Raw genomic sequence first — 19,404 nt, 5'->3', positions numbered from 1 at the left:
CACGGTACCGACACTGTGGAGAACGTCCTCGACGGGGCGTCACCGTGGTCTGATAGACCTAGCCCGTCGTCACCGCGACGCAGAACGACCGGACCAGGAGCCACGTGACCACACACGACACCCTTCCCGCGCACGGGGGCGCGCAGGACGAGCAGGTTGGTCGCTCCCGTTCACCCCGTCGACGGCCCCGCCAGACGGTCGGCGGCGCGCTGCTGTCGCTCCTTGCGGAGCTGCTCATCATCGCCGGTGCCGCCACGGGGCTCTACGTCCTCTGGACCGCCTGGTGGACCGACGTGGTCGCCGTGCACGACCAGACCGCACTCGTGCAGGACCTGCAGCAGGTGAAGCCCCCGTCGGAGGTCGGCACCGAGCGCCGCGGGGTCGCGCCCGTGCTCGCGGAGCCCCCGGGGCTGTCGTCCGTCTTCGGCACGATGCAGATCCCCCGCTTCGGCGCGGACTACAACCGGCCCATCGGCGAGGGCACCGATCGTGAGAAGGTCCTCAACACGATCGGGCTCGGCCACTACCAGGGCACCGCGATGCCCGGCGCCGAGGGCAACTTCGCCGTCGCCGGCCACCGCGTCACCTACGGCAAGCCGCTGAACCAGATCGCGGACCTGAAGCCCGGCGACGCCGTCGTGGTGCGCGTCACCGACAAGGCCAAGGACTTCGACACCTGGTACGTCTACAAGGTCACCGACAGCCAGATCGTCACGCCCGACCACGTCGAGACCATCGCCCCCGTGCCGAACAAGCCGGGCGTCGAGCCGAGTGCCGAGGACCGCTGGCTCACGTTGACGGCCTGCCACCCGATGTGGTCCGCCAAGGAGCGCTTCGTCACGCACGCCAAGCTCGACTACTGGATGCCGGCGTCGGAAGGCACCCCCAAGGAACTCTCGGAGACCGCCAAGTGATCTTCCCGTTCGTCTGGCGGGTCCTGCCCGGCCCGACCGCCCTCAAGGTGATCGAGCTGCTCGTGCTCCTCGCCGTCGTCGTCTTCGCGCTCTTCACCTGGGTGTTCCCGTTCGTCGCGGCGGACATCCTGCCGCCGCCGGACGGCACGGTCGACACCTCGGCGACGCCGACGCCCTGACCCGAGGGCGATGCTCGGATCGGTCGTCAGACGGTGGTCGTCACCCGTGAGCCGCCGCCCGGCGCCCGCCGGACCGCGATCCGCTCGGGGATGCGCTGCTTGAGCTCCTCGACGTGACTGACGATGCCGACCTGGCGCCCGCCGGCCGTCAGACGGGTGAGCTGCCCGATCACGCCGTCGAGCGACTCGGGGTCGAGCGTGCCGAAGCCCTCGTCGACGAAGAGCGTGCCGAGGGAGACCCCGCCGGCCTCGGCCTGGACGATGTCCGCGAGCCCGAGTGCCAGGCACAGTGACACCGTGAAGGTCTCACCGCCCGACAGGCTGCGGGGGTCACGCGTGGTGTCCGTGGTGTGGTCGCGGACCGCGAGCGCCAGGCCCGTGCGACGGGAGCGGCTGCCGGACTCGCGTTCGTCGGAGGTCTCGAGGGCGAACCGCCCGCCGAGCATCGCCCGCAGTCGGTCGTTCGCCGCGGCGACCACGTCCTCGAAGCGGCGCATCAGCACGTAGGTGCCGAGCGTGATGCCCGTGGGGTTCACCCCGGGGGCACCGGCGGCGATGTCGGCGAGGCGCACCACCGCGCGGCTGCGGGCGGACGTCGCCGCCCGGGCCGTGAGCGCGCGCGCGACGTCGGTGGCGCAGCGGTCGGCAGCCGTGGCCCGGTCGGCGGCGGTGGTGGCGTCACGCGCGGCGGCCTCGAGCGCAGCGGCGGCCTGGACCCTGGCGGCTCGGGCGGCGTCGAGGTCGAGGGTCGCGGGGTCGTCCTGCGCTGCGGCGACGACCGCCGGTTCCGCGAGGCCGGCATCGACCACCGCACGCTCGCGGTCGGCGACCCGCACCTGCTCCTGCAGCCGCTCGGCGTCGTCGGGGGCGAGCACGGCGGCCCTGGCGGCAGCCACGTCGGCGAAGTCCTGCTCGGCGACGACCTGGTCGACCTCGGTCCGGCGCTCGGCGACCGTGTGCGCGGCGGCGCGGGCGTGCTCGTCTGCGGTGGCGACCGCGCGGAGTGCCTCGGCGTGGCTGTCGATCGCGGCCACGGCGTCCGGCAGCGTGCCGGGCTGCTCGTCGAGGTGCGAGAGGTCGGCTGTCAGTGTGTGCAATGCCTCGGCGACCGCGACGGTGTCCTGCTCGATGCGGTCGGCGTCGCCGGAGGCCGTCGCGAGGAGGACCTGCCGGCGGGCGTCGACGTCGTTGCGGTCGTGTTCGAGCGCGCGGGTGGCTTCGTCGTGGGCGGTGCGGGCGCGTTCGTGCCGGGCGACGTCCGCCGCCGCGGCACGGGCCTCGGCGAGTCGGGCGTCGGCCTGCGCGGCACGGGCGTCGAGGTCGCTCGGGGTGGTCACGCCGAGGACGATGGTGAGGCGCTCCCGTTCCGCCCGCTCGAGCGCGAGCGTGGTGGCGGCGTCGGCGAGGAGGTCGTCGGCTCGGCGCGCGACGGCGGCGGCCTCGGCGATCTGCGTGGGCGTGGGGTGGTCGGCCTGGGGTGCCGCGACGGCGGGGTGCTCCAAAGCACCGCACACCGGGCAGGGGTCCCCGGGCTGGAGTGCTGCGCCGAGCTCCCCCGCGAGCCCGGCGATCCGGCGCTCGCGGAGCTGCTGCTCAGCATCGAGTGCGCGCTGTGCTGCGACACGGGCGGCCGCGACGGCGGCTTCCGCGTCGGTGACCCGGGTCCGCGTGGCGACGAGCTCCGAGGAGACGCGACGGAGTTCGGCGACGGCGTCCACCTGGTGCTGGGCGGCATCGGCACCGGCGGCCGTGACGGCTGCGGCCCGCGCGGCCTCGACGACGTGCTCGCGTTCGGCGGGTCGGGCGTCGAGGGCGGCCACGAGCTCGGCCAGTTGGACACCGAGGTGTTCGGCGTCGGCACGGGCGGCATCGAGCGCGACGCGACGGCCGGGCAGCGCCCGGGCCACGGCCACCAGGTGGCGGACCCCGCCGACGAGGTCCGTCAGGCGGTCGCGCTCGGCCGCGGTGTCCTCGTCGGTCACGCCGTGCTCGGCGCGGACGGCATCGCGCGCGGCACCGGCTGCGGCTGCACGCTGTCCGGCGGCGTCGAGGCCGTCCGCCACGGCGCTGACCCGGGCGGCGCGCTCGGCGACGGCGAGGCGGTGGCGGACGTCCGCCACGGTGGCGGTCTGGGCGTCGAGCGCCGTGGCGCGACGGAGCAGCGCGGCACGGCGCTCGAGGGCGGCGGCCCGGAGCACGACGGCCTGTTCGTGCTCGGCGGTGGCGGTCGCGGTCAGGGCGGCCTGTGCCCGGAGGGCCTCGGCGGTTTCGGCGGCTGCTCGGAGCTCGGCGGCGACACCCGGGACGGCGGGCTCGTCCACGTCCGGACGACCGGAGGCCTCCGTGAACCGGGCGAGGGCGTCCCGCACGCGGCCGTCGGCGGCGTCGACCTCAGCGGCGGCGGCACGGCGACGGGTGGCGAGCTCGTCGGCGGTGCGGTCGTAGATCTCGGTGCCGAACAGGGACTGCAGGAGCCGACGGCGGTCCTCACCCGGGGACTTCAGGAACTTCGCGAACTCGCCCTGCGGCAGCACGACCGTCTGCAGGAACTGCGCGCGGTCGAGCCCGATGATCCGCGTGATCTCGGCGCCGACCTCTTGTGCACGGGCGGAGACGGGCTCGCCGGCGGGGTCCGTCGGGCTGGCCAGGCGGACCAGAAGGGCTGACGCCTGCTCGCGCGTCGTACCAGCGCCCTTCTTCTTAGGGCGGTTGTACGCCGGACGGCGTCGAACGCGGAAGATCCCCGCACCGGTCTCGAAGACGAGCTCGACGAAGGGCTCGACCGTCGGGTCGGCGTGCTGGGAGTGCAGCCGGTCGTCACTGACGTCATCCCCGGCGAGCTTCCCGTAGAGCGCGTACACGACGGCGTCGATGATGGTGGACTTGCCCGAACCCGTCGGGCCCTCGAGCAGGAACACCCCGGACGCGGCGAGCGCGGCGAAGTCGATCGACACGAGGTCGGGGTACGGGCCGATGGCGCGGAGCTCGAGCCGGTGCAGGTACATCAGCGCACCGCCCGGTCCTGGTCGGACATCGTCGCCACGGCGGCTTCGTAGGCGTCGCGCAGCACCACGAGTTCGTCGTCGGACGGGGCGCCGCCGGTGGCGAAGGTCACGAAGTCGGCGGAGACCTCGACCGGGTCGGACGTCGCCGTGATCGCCCGCGTGGTGGTGCGGGCCGGGGCGTCGGTGGGTTCGTGCGTGACGGCCAGGGCGTACGGGAAGTGGTCCTTGACCCTGGCGTACATCCGCTCGGGGTGCACGGTGTCCGTGACGGCGACCCGGACCCAGGCGTCGGCGTGCTGCGCGAACGCGCCGGACTCGATGGCGTCGATCGGTCCCCGGACGTCGACGAGCGGCCGGGGCACGGGCGTGGGCAGGAGCTCGACGGACACCGTGCCCGCGGCGTCGAGGTCGACGAGCGTGACGGACTTGGTGTGGTTCCGCTCCCCGAACGAGAACGCGAGCGGCGAGCCGGCGTACCGGATGCGGTCCGTCCGGCCGACACGCTGCGGCCCGTGGAGGTGTCCGAGGGCGACGTAGTCGATGCCGTCGAACGTGGACTCGGCGACGCGGTCCACCCCGCCGACGCGGATGTCCTGCTCGCTGTCGCTCGGCTCGGCACCGCCCACGAAAGCGTGCGCGACGACGACGCTGCGGGCGCCTGGGCGTGCGGCGAGGTCGGCGCGCACGCGGTCCATCGCGGCACCGACGACGGCCTGGTGCGAGCGGGCGAGCGGTTCATCGGGGACCGTGGCGAGCGCGTACCGGACCATGTCTGGTTGCAGGTACGGGATGCCGTAGACGGCGACGGGGCCGTCCGGGTCGTTCACGAGCACGGGATCGGCCAGGCGTGCCGGCTCGGACAGGATGCGGACGCGCTCGTTCATCACCGCCGAGCCGAACCCCAGCCGGACGGCGGAGTCGTGGTTGCCGGGGGTCACGACGACGGTCGCGACGGTGGCCAGGCGTTCGAGCACGGAGGAGAGCATGCGGACGGCGTCGACGGGCGGGATCGCGCGGTCGTAGACGTCACCCGCGACCACGACGAGGTCGACGGAGCGCTGCACGACGACCCCGACCAGGTGGTCGAGGAAGGCGGCCTGGTGCTCGAGCAGGTCGGCACCGAGCAGGGAGCGGCCCAGGTGCCAGTCGCCAGTGTGCAGGATGCGCATGCCGATCACGCTAACGCCGCCCACGGACATCCCGGCACACCCCGCCCGGGCCTGTGGAGAACCCGGTCAGCCGCAGCTCAGCGTCGTGCCGATCAGGGCGGTCTGGATCCTCGCCGTGGACGTGCTCGTGGCGGTCCACGTCCCACCGAGGTTGGTTCGGACGGTGACCGTCACGGTCGTGCCGAGGTTGAGGATGCCGCTGCCGACCACCCGGACCGAGGACGCCGTGCCGGCAGCGGTCCCCACGACGGTGGAGCCCATCATCACGTCGAAGGACGTCACGACACCGGGCGCTCCCCCGTACGTGAAGCCGATGGCCACGCTGCCGTCCCCGTTGGCCCTGCAGGTGAGCGCCGTCGTCGCGACCGCCGTCGCCGCCTGCAGCGAGTTCGAGGCGTTCGACGTGTGGCCGGTGAAGGGTGCTGCGACAGCCTGCGCCGGCAGCAGGACGCCGAGCCCACCGGCCGCCAGCACCACCGCGGCGACCCCGCCGGTGCCGCGGAGCCGACGCTGCCGCCGGATCCGGCGGCGGTGCGCGCGGCGGGACAGCACGTGCCCGGACGACGCGCGACGGGACAGCACGTGCCGACCGGACCGACCGTCGGACGCGAGGAGCGGGGCGGACGACGGAGGAGCCTCCAGGCCGTGGCGGGGCGACGGGCCGGCCCCGGGACCAGGACCGTCGGAGTCGTCGTCCTCGTGGACGGCCGCCGCCAGCCGCCGCAGCGAGCCGTCGACGGTGGCGAGCCACAGGACCGCCGCGACGGCGAGGGCCAGCAGCGCGACCTTCGACCACGCTCCGTCGCGCATCCAGACGATCGGTGCCCCGACGAGGGGGATGCGCAGGAACGCGACGCCGTGCACGGCGGATCGGCTGATCGCGGTCGAGTCGCGCTCGGGGTTGGCGTCGCCCTTGGTGACGACCGACCCGCCGGGCCCGGCGTCCACGAAGCGGTGCATCCGGAGGTGCCCGGCCTGGTCGGGGTCGTCGGCGAGCAGGACCTGGCCGACCCGGAGCTCTACGGGCGCGACCGGACGGGCGACGACGACGTCACCGGGGACGATCCGCGGCGCCATCGAACCGGTCATCACGGTGGTGGGGAGCCAGCCGATGACGGCGGGCGCGGCGGCCCAGAGCGCCAGGCCGAGGAGCGTGGCGACGACGCCGCGGGCGACCGTCGCGACGACGACACGCCCCCAGTCGACGGCGTCGTGGAGCGCATCGTGCGGTGTGCGTCCACCGCTGACTTCGATGCTGACCATGGGTGCTTTCGACCGGGGGCGTGCTGGGGACGACGGACAGGGCCGGTGCGTGCGCGGTCCTGGTCGTCGCTGCCGGGAGCGGTGCCGGGCGTGCTGGTCACACGTCCGTCACCCCTGGGGCGTCTCAGCTGTTCTGGGCCTCCCACGTGAGGCCGAGGGAGGCGGTGCCGTTCATGACCGAGTTCGGCGCGGTCGGCGAGACCGTGTAGGTCACGCGGTAGACCTTCGACTCGGACCCGGTGCCGGTCGGGGCCCAGGTGCCGACGCCGGTGGCGTAGTTCGTCGCGGACGTGCCGAACGCGGCGAGCGTGCCCGAGTAGACGGAGCTGTTCGTGGCGGCCGGGGTGAAGCCGGTGCAGGAGCCGAAGCCACCGCCGGTCCCGAGCTCGATCGCGACGGTGATGTTCGACGCGAGCGCGTTGGTCGTGGCCGGCGTGGTCGCGTAGAGCTTCACTGCCGACGCGAGCGAGCCGGTCGACGTCACCGTGATGCAGTTCGCACCGGTCGAGCCGGGCTTCAGGCCGGTGGCGGTGAACAGCGCGGTGTTGTTGTCGTCGTCGGTCAGGGCGACGTTGCCGGCGGTCCAGTTGCTCGTCGGGTTCACCGTGGTGGCGGAGAACGCGGCGTACGAGGCGGTGGAGACGACGGCGCCGGAAGCGACGAGGGCGGCGGGGATGGCGATCCAGGCGGCGAGACGGGCAGCACGAGGAGTGACACGAGGCATGGCGGTGCTCCAGAGGAGAAGAGGTCTGATCGGTTGGTTCGGCCGGGACCGCGATGGTTTGAGTCGCGCTGCATGCCGGGGTGGTGCGTGTATTGGTTGGTACGACGATCAAGTTACTTGGTCCGAGAGAGGCTCACAAGATCGAGGGACACCCCCTCTGCTGGGGTCATCAGATGTCTCAATCGGTGAGATACTTGGTCGATGAGCAGCACGGTGCCGGTCACCTCCCCCGAGTCACCCGCCGTGCCGCCCCGCGCCGACGACCTCGGGGACCTGGTCACCGCGTTCCGACTGCTGCAGACGCAGCACTCGCGCGTGCTCCACCACGAGAGCAGCAGCCGCGGGCTGAACGGCACCGACAGCCGCTTCGTGTTCTTCCTGGCAGCGGCCGACGACGCCGGGGTCACGCCGAAGCAGGCCAGCGAGCACCTCGAGCTCTCGACCGGGGCGATGACCTCGCTCATCGACCGGCTCGAACAGCGCGGACACATCGAACGCCGTCCGAACCCGGACGACCGCCGCAGCATCCTGCTCCACCTGACGCCGTCCGGCGAGGCGATCGCCCAGCAGATCGGCGCCGTCTGGTCGGCGTCGTTCCGGGAGGCCATCGCACCCGAGGACCGCCGCGCCCTCGCCGACGCGTTCACTCGGCTCGGCAGCGCGCTCGCCCGACGCTCCGGCGCCTCCGCCTGACGACCGGACTCGCTCCGCGCACCCGGGCGTAGGTTCGGGGCATGACCCCCTCAGAACTCCTCATCGAAGCGTTCTCCCGCGTGCCCGAGACCGTCGAGCGGGCCGTCGACGGGCTCTCCGAGGACCAGCTCGCATCACGGCCCGGCACGGGCGCGAACACCGTGGCGTGGCTCGCCTGGCACATCGCGCGCGGGCAGGACGTCCAGGTCGCCGACCTCGCGGGCACCGAGCAGGTGTGGACCGCGGACGGCTGGTACGACCGGTTCGGGCTGCCCTTCCCCGCGGAGGCGCTCGGCTACGGCATGTCCCAGGACGACGTCGGCCGCGTGCGAGCGTCCGGCGAGCTGCTCACCGGGTACCTCCGTGCGGTCCACGAGCGCACGGTCGCGTACCTCGGCACGCTCGGGCCGGACGACCTCGACGCCGTGGTGGACGAGGCGTGGGACCCGCCCGTCACCGCGGGCGCCCGGCTCGTCAGCATCCTCGACGACTGCACGCAGCACGCCGGGCAGGCCGGCTACGCGCGCGGCCTGCTGTTCTTCAACCGCTGACGGACAGACGGGAGGCCCGGTGCCAGCTGGCACCGGGCCTCCTGTCCGTCATGTGCTCGCGTCTAGCGCGCGGCGAGCTCCGCGACGATGCCGTCGCCGGGTCCGGCCTGGACGAGCTCGGCCTCAATCTCAGCGCGCTCGAGGATGCCCTCGATCTTGCGGATGCGACCACGGGGGACGATCGTGACGACGGTGCCCTCCTTGCCGGCACGACCCGTGCGGCCCGAGCGGTGCATGTACGCCTTGTAGTCGTCCGGGGCGTCGGCCTGCACGACGAGCGAGACGTCGTCCACGTGGATGCCGCGCGCGGCGACGTCGGTCGCGACGAGCACGTTCACCCGGCCGCTCGTGAGCAGCTGCAGGTTGCGCGTGCGACGCGACTGGTTCAGGTCACCGTGGAGCGAGGTCGCGCGGATGCCCGCGTCCTCGAACTGCTCGGCGAGGCGCTCGGCGTAGGCGCGGGTCCGAGCGAAGACGATCGTCTTGCCGTCGCCGGCGACGAGCTCCTCGAGGAGACGGTCCTTCTCGCGCTGCTCGACCACGAGCACGCGGTGGTCGATGGTCGAGGACGCCTGGTCCTCGCCCGCCACCTCGTGCACGGACGGCTCGTGCAGGAACTGCTCGACGAGCGCCGCGACCTGGGTGTCCAGCGTGGCGCTGAACAGGAGCTTCTGCGCGCGCTTGCCGGCCGGGGTGACCTGGGCCGTGGCCTCGAGGATCTCCTGCACGGGCTCGAGGAACCCGAGGTCGCACATGTGGTCGGCCTCGTCGAGGACGGAGACGACGACCTCGCTGAGGTCGAGCGTGCCCTTCTTCATGAGGTCCTGCACGCGCCCGGGGGTGCCGACGATGATGTCGACGCCGCGCTGGAGCGCGCCCTCCTGACGGCCGTACGGCACACCGCCGTAGATCTGCGTCGTGAACAGGCCGACCGAGCGGGCGATGGGCTGCACGGTGCGGTCGATCTGCAGGGCGAGCTCGCGGGTCGGCGCGAGGATGAGCGCACGCGGGGCGCGGCCCATCTTGCGCTTCGTGCCGCCGCCGTTCTCCATGAGCTTCTCGACGAGCGGGGCGCCGAACGCGATGGTCTTGCCGGAGCCCGTGCGGCCACGGCCGAGGACGTCCTTGCCGGCGAGCACGTCGGGGATCGTCGCGGCCTGGATCGGGAACGGGCTGGTGGCACCCAGCTCGGCCAGGGCACGCGAGATGTTGCCACCGATGCCGAGGTCGGCGAAGGTCACGCCCTCGACGTCGGCAGCGATGGTCGACTCGGCCTTGAGCTTGTCGAGCTTGACGTCGTCCGCGGGGACGAAGTGGCCGCCGCGGGCAGCGGGGGCGTCGCGGTCGTCGCGGTTGAAGCTGCGCTGGGGACGCTCGTCGTTGTCGCGACGGGGCGCACGGTCGTCACGGTTGAACGTGCGCGGGGCACGGTCATCGCGGTCGAAGCGGCGCTGCGGGCGCTCGTCGTTGTCGCGACGGGGCGCACGGTCGTCACGGTTGAACGTGCGCGGGGCACGGTCGTCGCGGTCGAAGCGACGCGGGGCGCGGTCGTCGTTGTCACGACGGGGCGCACGATCGTCGCGGTTGAAGCTGCGCGGGGCGCGGTCATCACGGTCGAAGCGACGCGGGGCGCGGTCGTCGTTGTCACGACGGGGCGCACGATCGTCACGGTTGAACGTGCGGGGGGCACGGTCATCGCGGTCGAAGCGACGCTGCGGGCGCTCGTCGTTGTCACGACGGGGCGCGCGATCGTCACGGTTGAACGAACGCGGGGCACGGTCGTCGCGATCGAAGCGACGAGGGGCACGGTCGTCGTTGTCACGACGGGGCGCACGGTCATCGTCACGACGGGGTGCACGATCGTCGCGGTTGAACGAACGCGGGGCGCGATCGTCACGGTCCGAACCGCGTGCGGGACGGCCCGCACCGCGGGGCTCCCACGCCGGACGGCTGCCGCGGCTGTCGCGCGGGTCCCAGTTCGGACGGCTCGGGCGCTCGCCCTGCGACGAACGGGTGCGGCGGTCGTCAGCGTCCCAGCGCTGCTTCTGGCGGGGTGCGGTCGGCTCCGGGGCGCGGAAGCCGCGGTGCTTGCTGCTGCGAGCGGCGGGGGTGCCGTTCGGGTGACGGGCTCGGTCGGAGGCGCGGTTGTCCGCGCCCTTGTCGTAGGGGGCCATGAGTGCTTTCCGGGGTGCAGACGTACCACGCAGCCCGGCAGCGACATCGGCGGGGGCGGTTCGTGGAGAGGGGGTTCATCCCGTCGTCGATCGACGTGATTCCAGCCCTCGAACTACACAACACCCAAACACGTCCGCGGCTCGCAGCCGCGGTGTCGAAGGCCGACCGAGCGAGTCTACGCGACCACGCGCGTCGGCACCAGCCCCGTCGGGTGGCGGGGCTGGTGCCGGGGGCGAGTGGGGCCTCCTGGACGGAGGGTGTCAGGACTCGGCGAGCCGCTGCCGCTGCTCGGCCACGTCGAAGTCCGCCGCGGGCCACGAGAGGTGCATGTCCTCGAGCGCGCGGAGCAGGAGCTGCTGGACGGCGAGGCGGGCGTACCACTTGCGGTTCGCCGGCACGACGTACCAGGGGGCCACGGCCGTCGACGTGCGGTCGAAGGCGATCTGGTACGCCTGCTGGTAGTCGTCCCAGCGCAGGCGCTCGTCGATGTCGCCCGGGTTGAACTTCCAGTGCTTGTCCGGGCGGTCGAGGCGGTCCCCCAGACGCGCGCGCTGCTCGTCCTTGGAGATGTGCAGCATCACCTTGACGATGGTGGTGCCCTGCGCCGCGAGCCGGCTCTCGAAGTCGACGATCGCACCGTAGCGCCGCTCGATCTCCTCCGGCGGCGCGTACCCACGAACCCGCTGGATGAGGACGTCCTCGTAGTGGGAGCGGTCGAAGACGCCGAGCTGCCCGGCGGCCGGGAGCTGCCGTTCCACGCGCCAGAGGAAGTCGTGCTCGCGTTCCTCTGCCGTCGGCGCCTTGAACCCGGCGTAGTGCACGCCGTTCGGGTCGACGGCACCGACGACGTGCGACACGATGCCGCCCTTGCCCGCGGTGTCCATCGCCTGCAGGACCAGGAGCACGCGGCGCTCGTCCCCCGCGGTCGCAGCGGCCCAGAGGCGTTCCTGCAGCGCGGTGAGTCGGTCGGCACCGGCGGCGAGGGACTCGAGGCCGTCGATCTTGCGTCCGGGGAAGCCCGGGGTGCCCTCGGGGTCGACGTCGGCGAGCCGGAAGCCCTCGTCGACACGGAGGAGCGGTTCGGGATCGGCGTTCCAGGCCTTGCGTCGACTCACGGGTCCTCCTGCTTCGACGGTGACGGGTCGCCCTCATCCTGGCACCCCCGGGTGTCCGCCGTGCTGCGATCGGCCACACCTGGGGATACCGTTGTCGGCGATGAGGTCCGGCCGTCGCACCCTGCTCGCGCTCGTCGCCGCGATCGTGGCGCTCGGCGCGGTCGCGTCGTGCAGTGCCGACCCCGCCGGCGACGGCAACCAGACCGTCACCGCCGGCGCCGTCATCTACCCCCTGTCCTTGCGGTACCACGGCATCGACGTCGTCACGGACGTGCCGTACGGCGCCGACCGGCTGCAGCGGCTCGACGTCTGCCTGCCGGCGGACAGCGCACCCGGCACGACCGCGACGCCCGCGGGGACTCCGTCGGCGGCAGGTCCCGCCGACCCCTCGGCGGCGCCGGAGCCCGTTGCGTCGGAGCCCTCCGTGTCGGAGGCGACGGGTGGCACGACCCCCTCGCCGACGGCGGCCGCCACGGCCGACCCGTCCGCGCTCGAGAAGGCCACCACCGGGACCCGGCCCGCCGTGATGATGGTGCACGGCGGCAGCTGGTCCCACGGCGACAAGGACACAGCGGCCTACCGGTCCGTCTGCCAGTACCTGGCGTCCGCGGGCTTCGTCACGTTCAACGTCGACTACCGCCTCGCCCCGACCGACCCGTTCCCCGCCGGGCTCGACGACGTCCGACGGGCGCTCGACTGGGTGTTCCGACCGTCCACGCTCGAGACCTACGACGTCGACGCCGACCGGGTCGGGGTGTTCGGCGGGAGCGCCGGCGGCAACCTCGTGTCGATGCTCGCCGTCGAGGACCACCGCTCGACCGCGTACGCCGACGGCGACCGGATCCGCGCGGTCGTCGACCTGAGCGGCCCGTCGGACCTCACCAGCCGCTCGACCGCGTCCGACGGGGTCGCCGCGGCGTTCCAGCGGAAGCAGCTGCTCTACCTCGGCTGCACGCGGTACGACGCCTGCCCCGCGGCCGAGCGCGCGTCCCCGCGGTACAACGTGACCGCGGACACCGCACCGTTCTTCATCGGGCACTCCACGCACGAGTTCATCCCGATGTGGGAGTCCCAGGACTTCGCGTCCGCCCTGCGTGACGAGGGCGTCCCGGTCACCTTCGTCGCCGTCGAGGGCACCGCGCACTCGATCGCCCAGCTCGACCAGGCGATGAGCGAACGCGTCGTGCGGTTCCTCCGGCGGACGCTGCGCTGAGGGCTCCGCCGGTCGGTCACACCGCGGACCGGAGTTGTACCCCGGGCGGGTGCCACCCGGAGTCGGGACTGCCGGCGGACGACCCTCCGGACGAGACTTCCCGGGTGACCGACACCTCGACCCTCCTCGTGCGACCCACCGTCTCCTGGCAGCACCGCTCGCTCGCCACCACCGCGGCGGAGCTGCTGCTCGGGCTGTCGTTCATGGTGACCGTGGCCTTCGCGGGCTGGGGTGCGGCGACCGGGCACACCTCCCCCGTGGCACAGCTCGGCGCCATCGTGTTCCTCGTGACGCTGACCGTCGTCCTGGTGAACTGGTTCACGCAGCTCGAGGTCGAGGACGCCGAGGGGCGCTAGCCCCTACCCCTCGGTCCGGCCGGCTCGGCGGTCACTGCGCCGCTCCAGCATCCGCTCCACCAGGAAGTACAGCGCCGGCAGCACGACGAGCGTGAGCAGCGTCGAGGACACCAGCCCACCGATCACCACGAGCGCGAGCGGCTGCGAGATGAACCCGCCCTTCCCGGTGACCCCGATCGCCATCGGCATCAGCGCGAAGATCGTCGCGAGTGCCGTCATCAGGATCGGTCGGAGTCGTCGTGTGGCGCCCTCGACCAGGGCCTCGCGCACGCGGAGGCCGCGCCGTCGGTACTGGTTCACGAGGTCGATGAGCACGATCGCGTTCGTCACGACGATGCCGACGAGCATGAGCACGCCGATCAGCGATGCCACCCCGAGCGGGATGCCCGACACGAGCTGCAGCAGGATCGCCCCCGTCGCCGCGAACGGCACGGACACGAGCAGCAGCACCGGCTGGTACAGGTTGCGGAACGTCGCGACCATGACCACGTAGACGATCAGGATCGCCACGAGCGCGGCGAGCAGCAGCTGGCTGAACGCCGACGACTGGCTCGACGCGACGCCGCCGATCGAGGCCGAGGCGCCCTTCGGCAGGTCGAGCTGGTCCACCGCGGTGGTCACGGACTGCACCGCGGCACCGAGGTTCGCCGAGTCCGGGGTCACCGTGATGGTGGCCGTGCGGACCGCGTCGGACGTGGTGACCGTGGTCGGACCGTCAGCGCGCTCGACCGTCGCGACGTCGGACAGCGGGACGGAACCGGTGGCGGTCGGCACCGAGAGCGACCGGAGCGCGTCGATCGTCGTCGGCGGTTCGGGGTCGGCGATGTAGACGTCGAGGGTGGCGTCCTCGATCTCGACGGAGCCCGTGTCGCGCGGCGACACCGACGCGGCGACGAGTCCGCCGACCTGGGTCTCGGTGAGCCCGAGCTCGGCGGCCTTCGCGCGGTCGACCCGGACGGCGAGGTAGGGCTCGGCCGCGGAGAGGTTGCTCGAGACCGCGGTGGTGTGGTCGACACCGCGCATGGTCGAGAGCACCCGGTCGGCCGCTGCCTTGAGCTGCGCCTGGGTCGGCGCCGTGACGTCGACCTCGATGTCGCTGCTGCCACCGAAGGCACCGCCCGCCGACGACAGCGCGACGTCACCGGCACCCTTGAGCCCGTCGAGGCGCTTCCGGGTGTCGGACTGGATCCGGGTCTGGTCGGCGCCGGAGGTGGTGGTGACCGCGTACTGGATCGACGCCGTCCCGCCGCCGCCGAACGCGGCCTGGAGCGACTGCCCGCTCGACCCGATCGTCGTCTGCACGGTCTCGACGCCGTCGACCGCCCGCAGTTCGCGCTCGACCTTGCGGGCGGCGTCCGACTGGACGTCGAGCGAGGTGCCCGGCTCGAGGTCCTGCGTGACCGTGAACGTGTTCTGGCCGGAGTCGCCGAGGTAGTTCGTCTTCACGAACGGCAGCGCGGCGGCCGTCCCACCGAGCACCAGCACGGCGAGGAGGACGACGACCCACGGGAACCGCAGCACCCAGTGCAGCACCGGCTGGTACCCACGTCGGAGCCGGTCGGGAGCGCCGGCGTCGTGCAGGTCGTCCGCGCTGCTGAGCGTGGTGCTCGTGGCGGAGGACGACGTGGTCGCCGCCGCTCCCGCGTGCTTGTGGCCCTTCGGCGCACGGAGGAACCAGTACGCCAGCACCGGCACGATCGTCAGCGAGACGAGCAGTGACGCCACGAGCGCCATCGACACGGTGAGTGCGAACGGCCGGAAGAGCTCACCGACGAGCTCGGCGACGAACGCCACCGGCAGGAACACCACCACGGTCGTCACGGTGGACGCGGTCACGGCGCCGGCGACCTCCCGCACGCCGTCGAGCACGGCCTGCCGCCGGTCGACCCCGGGTTGCAGGTGCCGCTTGATGTTCTCGATGACGACGATGGAGTCGTCGACCACGCGGCCGATCGCGATGGTCAGCGCGGCGAGCGTGATGATGTTCAGCGTGTACCCGGCGGCGCGCATGCCGATCGCCGCGAGCAGCACCGAGGTCGGGATCGAGATCGCCGTGACGAGGGTCGACCGCACGGACAGCAGGAACACCAGGATCACGACCACGGCGAAGCCGAGCCCGAGCAGCCCCTCTTCCGCCAGGGAGTCGATGGACTGCTGGATGTAGGGCGCCTGGTCGAACACCACCGTGAACTTCGGGTCGCCGGTGATCTTCGACTCGATGCCGGGCAGGGCGTCACGGACGGTCGTGGAGACGTCCACCGTGTTGGCCTGCTGCGTCTTGGTGATCGCGATGGTCAGCGCCTGCTCGCCGTCCACGCGGCTGATCGACGTGCGCGGGGACTCCTTGATCGCGACCGTCGCGACGTCCCCGAGCGTGGTCGCCTCGGGGGCACCGGTCACGTCCTTGCCGCCGGTCAGGGGCAGGGCCGCGATGTCGGCGGTCGACGCGATGCGCTGCCCGGTCTGCACCGAGAGCGTGGAGCCGTCCTGCGTGAGGCTGCCGCCCGGGATGAGCGTGCCGTTGTCGTCGAGGGCGTCGGAGATCGCGGTCTCGGACAGGCCCCTGGCGGTCAGCTCGTCGCGGTCGGGGGTGATCACGACGCGGCGGCCCGGGTTGCCGAAGACGTCGGCCTCCCGCACACCGTCGAGCTTCTCGAGGTCGGGGATCGCCGTCGCGTTCAAGCGGTCGACGAGCTGCTCCTGGTCACCCTTGGCCGACACGGCGAGCTGGAGCACGGGCAGGTCGTCGAAGGACCCGGTGACGATCTGCGTCTGCACGGAGTCCGGCAGCGAGAGGGCGTTGACGACGGTCTGGATCTTGTCCTCGGCGCTGGCGAGGTTGGACCCGTAGTCGAACTCGGCGGAGACGACGCTCTGCCCGGTCGAGGACGTCGCCGTCGTGGACTTGAGGTCGGGCACCGCCTGGATGCCCTGCTCGATCTTCGTCGAGACGTCGTTCGACACGACCTGCGGCGTCGCACCGGGGTAGGCGCTGACGATCGCGATCTGCGGGAACTGGACGCTCGGGATGAGCTCCTGCTTGAGGCTGGTGAGCGCGATCCCGCCGAACACCGCGACGACGATGGTCACGAGCGCGATGAGCGCGCGGTTCCGCAGGCTGAAGACCGAGAGGAGGTGCACCCTCCGATCCTCGCAGGCAGGGCTGACAGCGGACGGATCAGCGGTGTCACCGCACCCGCAGGACCACTCGACTGTCCCGACGACCTCAGCTCAGCAGGACGTACGCGCCGAGCACGCCGACCGTCCCGAGCACGCCGCACCCGAGCGCCACGACCCGTCCCACCGGCGTCCGTGCGACCACGACCCCGACGAGGAGCACGGCCGCCCCGACGACGATCTCGACGACCCACGTCGCCACGCCCGTGGTCTCGGCGACCTGGAGCAGGCAGCGGATGCCCTCACCGACGAGCACGGCTGCCGTCACCCCGAAGGCGGCTCCACGCCAGCGGCCGTCCCGGGAGCGGACGGCGACGGCCACGGCTCCGGCGAGCGCCCCGGCCGGGAAGCCCATCAGCACCCAGAAGCTCGTGATCGACAGCACGTCCGGGAACCCGCGCAGGTTCGAGGCCGCCCAGTACCCGACGTGCAGGAGCTCGAGCAGGACGATGCCGGTCACCATCGCCACGGGCAGCCCGACCCGTCCGTCGCGCACCCGCATGACGAGCAGCAGCGCGACGGCGACGATGAACCAGGGTCCGGCCGAGTTGGCGACGCTCGAGAGCCCGGTGACGCCCTGGCCGTAGGAGGTGAGCACCCCCGCGAGCAGCGCCCCACCGAACGCCATCGAGACCCGGGCGGCCGCGGGCACGGCGGGGATCGCGGGGACGGAGCTGCTCGCGCTGATCGGTGTCATGCGCCCAGCATCGCGAGCGGTCGGCGCACCGTCGTCCCACCAGGGAGCCAGCCGGGTCCACCGACAGGATGATCCCTCCCCGTCCTCACACCACCGCGGCCAACGACCCCCGTGCCCCGGCGGGCGCCCCGCCGACGCGTCCCCACGCCCGCTCGAGCACGTCGACCATGCGCACCCGGTCGGCCGGCGGCATCGTGAAGGGCACCCGGAGGAACCGCTCGAACCCACCGTCCGGCCCGAACACCCCGCCGGACGCCAGCACCACGCCCTCGGCCCGCGCGGCGAGCACGAGCGCGCTGGACACCGGTCGACCGAGCCCGACCCACGTCGTCAACCCGCCCGCCGGCGACGGCACGTCCCACTCCGGCAGCCGCGTGCGCAACGCGCCCACGACCTCGTCGCGACCCTGCCTGAGGGCGGTGCGCCGAGCCTCCAGGACGGCCTCGGTCCGTGGGACCAGCTCGCGCGCGACCAGCTGGTCGAGCACCGGCGTGCCGAGGTCGCCCGTCGGACGGGCGAGCAGCAGGCGCTGCAGCAGCGCCGGTCGCGCACGGATCCACCCGATCCGCAGCCCGCCCCAGAAGACCTTGGCGGCGGACCCGATCATCACGACGTCGTCGCTCAGCGTGGCCAGGGGCACGGCCGCCGGTCCGTCGATCCGGAGCTCCCCCATCGTCTCGTCGGCGATCACGGTCGTCCCCACGGAGGCGGCGACGTCGACCAGGAGCGCGCGGACCTCGGCGGACATGGTCGCGCCGGTCGGGTTGTGCAGCTCCGGCATCACGTACGCGACGGCCGGTGCGGAGCGCCGCAGCGCCGTCTCGAGCACCCCGGTGTCCCACCCGCCGCGGGCGTCCACGGGCACGCCGACGAGTCGGCCGCCGGCCTCGCGGAAGGCTTCGTGCGCGTGCGGGTACGTCGGCGACTCCACGAGCACGCCGTCCCCCCGTCGGACGAGGACCCGCGCCAGGAGTGCGATCGCGTGCTGCGCTCCGACGGTCACGATCACCTGGTCGGGGGATGTCGGCAGTCCGCGATCCGTGTAGCGCGATGCGATGGCCGCGCGGAGGCCCGGGTCGCCGACCGTGTCGTACCCGATCCCGGCGAGCGCCGCCGGGACGTGCCGCATCGCCCGTTCGACGGCGTCCGCCACCCCGGGTGCCGCGTGCATGGCCGCCTTCCGCAGGTCGAGCACGTCCCCCTCGACGACACCGCCGAGTCGTTCCGGGTCCGGCCGTCCCGCCAGGTCCGCCGGCAGCCGCACGACGCTCCCGGACCCGCGGAGGGAGACGAGGAAGCCGTCCTCGCGCAGCCGGGCGTACGCGTTCGCGACGGTGGTCCGGGAGACGCCGAGCGCCTCCGCGAGGCCACGTTCCGCGGGCAGTCGCGCCCCGAGCGGCACGCGGCCGTCGATGACGAGGACGCGGACGGCGTCGGCGAGCGCCCCGTACGCCGTGGCATCGGAGTCGGTGCGCCACTCACTAAGCAGCAGGGCGGCCGAGCGGGCGCTGAGGAGGACCGGGGTCATGGGGACCACGCTAGCGAGATTGGCTCTCGACGGGCAGTCCAATCCCGGGGAGCATCGGACCATGTCCCGCCCGACCGCCCTCACACTCCGGACCCTGCAGCTGCTCGTCGGCGTGTTCCTCTACGGCGCCTCGACCGCCCTGCAGGTCCGCGCGGTCGTCGGCGTCTCGTCGTGGACCGTGCTCACCGAGGGACTGGAGCACGTGGTGCCGTGGTCGTTCGGCATCATCACCGTCGTCTCGAGTGGCGTCATCCTCCTGTTCTGGATCCCGCTCCGCCAGAAGCCCGGGGTCGGGACCCTGCTGAACGCCCTGCTGATCGGCCCCTCCGCCGACCTGGTGCTCTGGCTCGTCCCGTCACCGGAGGGCCTGGTCGCGCGGATCGGGCTCTTCGTCGCCGGTCTGCTCCTGCTCGCGGTGGCGACCGCGTTCTACATCGGTGCGGGCTTCGGCACCGGCGCGCGTGACGGACTGATGGTCGGTCTGCACCAGCGGCTCGGCTGGCCGATCTGGCTCGCCCGCACCCTGATCGAGGTCGCCGTGGTGATCGTCGGCTGGTTCCTCGGCGGTGACGTCGGCGCCGGCACCGTGATCGCCGCGTTCGCCATCGGCCCGATGGTCCAGCCGCTGATGCCGGTCTTCCGCCG

Annotated in this window: 16 protein-coding genes; 7 read left to right on the top strand and 9 right to left on the bottom strand. The window is 72.9% G+C overall.

Annotation, left to right across the window (positions count from 1 at the left end; translation table 11 throughout):
• The first annotated feature begins 104 nt into the window (after positions 1-104).
• Positions 105-914, top strand: coding sequence for a class E sortase (locus OXR63_RS09035; RefSeq protein ID WP_267422110.1), 810 nt, complete (start codon positions 105-107; stop codon positions 912-914).
• Positions 911-1,093: a hypothetical protein gene (locus OXR63_RS09030; protein ID WP_228504792.1), complete on the top strand. Its 183-nt coding sequence runs from the start codon at positions 911-913 to the stop codon at positions 1,091-1,093. Before OXR63_RS09035 ends, OXR63_RS09030 begins: the two co-directional genes overlap by 4 nt.
• Before the next feature lie 26 nt (positions 1,094-1,119).
• On the opposite strand, the gene OXR63_RS09025 is transcribed toward OXR63_RS09030, so the two are convergent.
• From OXR63_RS09025 to OXR63_RS09010, 4 genes are all read right to left on the bottom strand, one after another.
• On the bottom strand, positions 1,120-4,098 hold the full coding sequence (locus tag OXR63_RS09025) for an AAA family ATPase (RefSeq protein WP_267422109.1): 2,979 nt from the start codon (positions 4,096-4,098) through the stop codon (positions 1,120-1,122).
• Positions 4,098-5,267 carry a metallophosphoesterase family protein gene (locus OXR63_RS09020; RefSeq protein WP_267422108.1) on the bottom strand — a complete coding sequence of 390 codons (1,170 nt, stop codon included), beginning with the start codon at positions 5,265-5,267 and terminating at the stop codon, positions 4,098-4,100. The genes OXR63_RS09025 and OXR63_RS09020 overlap by 1 nt, the downstream gene beginning before the upstream one ends.
• A gap of 66 nt (positions 5,268-5,333) precedes the next feature.
• Complete coding sequence (locus OXR63_RS09015; protein ID WP_267422107.1) at positions 5,334-6,530, bottom strand: hypothetical protein; 1,197 nt, start codon at positions 6,528-6,530, stop codon at positions 5,334-5,336.
• 124 nt (positions 6,531-6,654) lie between these two features.
• Entirely contained in the window at positions 6,655-7,254 is a 600-nt protein-coding gene (locus tag OXR63_RS09010; protein ID WP_267422106.1) for a hypothetical protein, read from the bottom strand.
• Positions 7,255-7,455: 201 nt separating this feature from the next.
• On the opposite strand from OXR63_RS09010, the gene OXR63_RS09005 reads away from it, so the two are divergent.
• Positions 7,456-7,947, top strand: coding sequence for a MarR family winged helix-turn-helix transcriptional regulator (locus tag OXR63_RS09005; protein WP_267422104.1), 492 nt, complete (start codon positions 7,456-7,458; stop codon positions 7,945-7,947).
• Between the two features lie 41 nt (positions 7,948-7,988).
• Positions 7,989-8,498, top strand: a complete 510-nt coding sequence (locus tag OXR63_RS09000) for a mycothiol transferase (RefSeq protein ID WP_267422102.1) — start codon at positions 7,989-7,991, stop codon at positions 8,496-8,498.
• A 62-nt stretch (positions 8,499-8,560) separates the two neighbouring features.
• On the opposite strand, the gene OXR63_RS08995 is transcribed toward OXR63_RS09000, so the two are convergent.
• A complete protein-coding gene (locus OXR63_RS08995) occupies positions 8,561-10,672 on the bottom strand; it encodes a DEAD/DEAH box helicase (RefSeq protein ID WP_267422100.1) in 2,112 nt (703 codons plus the stop codon).
• 261 nt (positions 10,673-10,933) lie between these two features.
• Complete coding sequence (locus tag OXR63_RS08990) at positions 10,934-11,788, bottom strand: polyphosphate kinase 2 family protein (protein ID WP_267422098.1); 855 nt, start codon at positions 11,786-11,788, stop codon at positions 10,934-10,936.
• Between the two features lie 100 nt (positions 11,789-11,888).
• Here OXR63_RS08990 and OXR63_RS08985 point away from each other — a divergent pair, with 100 nt between their 5' ends.
• Together OXR63_RS08985 and OXR63_RS08980 are read left to right on the top strand one after the other, a co-directional pair.
• Positions 11,889-13,001, top strand: coding sequence for an alpha/beta hydrolase (locus OXR63_RS08985; protein WP_267422097.1), 1,113 nt, complete (start codon positions 11,889-11,891; stop codon positions 12,999-13,001).
• 104 nt (positions 13,002-13,105) lie between these two features.
• Complete coding sequence (locus tag OXR63_RS08980; protein WP_267422095.1) at positions 13,106-13,357, top strand: hypothetical protein; 252 nt, start codon at positions 13,106-13,108, stop codon at positions 13,355-13,357.
• Between the two features lie 3 nt (positions 13,358-13,360).
• On the opposite strand, the gene OXR63_RS08975 is transcribed toward OXR63_RS08980, so the two are convergent.
• The 3 genes from OXR63_RS08975 to yczR form a co-directional block, all read right to left on the bottom strand.
• Positions 13,361-16,498, bottom strand: a complete 3,138-nt coding sequence (locus OXR63_RS08975; protein ID WP_267422093.1) for an efflux RND transporter permease subunit — start codon at positions 16,496-16,498, stop codon at positions 13,361-13,363.
• A gap of 85 nt (positions 16,499-16,583) precedes the next feature.
• On the bottom strand, positions 16,584-17,231 hold the full coding sequence (locus OXR63_RS08970) for a DUF6518 family protein (protein ID WP_267422091.1): 648 nt from the start codon (positions 17,229-17,231) through the stop codon (positions 16,584-16,586).
• An 85-nt stretch (positions 17,232-17,316) separates the two neighbouring features.
• Entirely contained in the window at positions 17,317-18,759 is a 1,443-nt protein-coding gene (yczR, locus tag OXR63_RS08965) for a MocR-like transcription factor YczR (RefSeq protein WP_267422089.1), read from the bottom strand.
• A gap of 61 nt (positions 18,760-18,820) precedes the next feature.
• Between yczR and yczE the strand changes: the two genes are divergently transcribed.
• Positions 18,821-19,404 (top strand): membrane protein YczE (gene yczE, locus OXR63_RS08960; RefSeq protein WP_267422088.1); only part of this gene is annotated, 584 nt, incomplete at its 3' end.

The organism is Curtobacterium sp. GC_Cur_3, from assembly GCF_026544205.1.
GTDB lineage: Bacteria > Actinomycetota > Actinomycetes > Actinomycetales > Microbacteriaceae > Curtobacterium.
Note: the sequence above shows the minus strand (reverse complement) of the source record. Positions and strands in the feature narration are given on the sequence as shown.

What these genes read in the sequence shown, in the direction of transcription:
- OXR63_RS09025 (WP_267422109.1), bottom strand. Translation starts at nt 4,098, where the DNA reads ATGTACCTGCACCGGCTCGAGCTCCGCGCCATCGGCCCGTACCCCGAC.
- OXR63_RS09020 (WP_267422108.1), bottom strand. Translation starts at nt 5,267, where the DNA reads ATGCGCATCCTGCACACTGGCGACTGGCACCTGGGCCGCTCCCTGCTC.
- OXR63_RS09015 (WP_267422107.1), bottom strand. Translation starts at nt 6,530, where the DNA reads ATGGTCAGCATCGAAGTCAGCGGTGGACGCACACCGCACGATGCGCTC.
- OXR63_RS09010 (WP_267422106.1), bottom strand. Translation starts at nt 7,254, where the DNA reads ATGCCTCGTGTCACTCCTCGTGCTGCCCGTCTCGCCGCCTGGATCGCC.
- OXR63_RS09005 (WP_267422104.1), top strand. Translation starts at nt 7,456, where the DNA reads ATGAGCAGCACGGTGCCGGTCACCTCCCCCGAGTCACCCGCCGTGCCG.
- OXR63_RS09000 (WP_267422102.1), top strand. Translation starts at nt 7,989, where the DNA reads ATGACCCCCTCAGAACTCCTCATCGAAGCGTTCTCCCGCGTGCCCGAG.
- OXR63_RS08995 (WP_267422100.1), bottom strand. Translation starts at nt 10,672, where the DNA reads ATGGCCCCCTACGACAAGGGCGCGGACAACCGCGCCTCCGACCGAGCC.
- OXR63_RS08985 (WP_267422097.1), top strand. Translation starts at nt 11,889, where the DNA reads ATGAGGTCCGGCCGTCGCACCCTGCTCGCGCTCGTCGCCGCGATCGTG.
- OXR63_RS08970 (WP_267422091.1), bottom strand. Translation starts at nt 17,231, where the DNA reads ATGACACCGATCAGCGCGAGCAGCTCCGTCCCCGCGATCCCCGCCGTG.
- yczR (WP_267422089.1), bottom strand. Translation starts at nt 18,759, where the DNA reads ATGACCCCGGTCCTCCTCAGCGCCCGCTCGGCCGCCCTGCTGCTTAGT.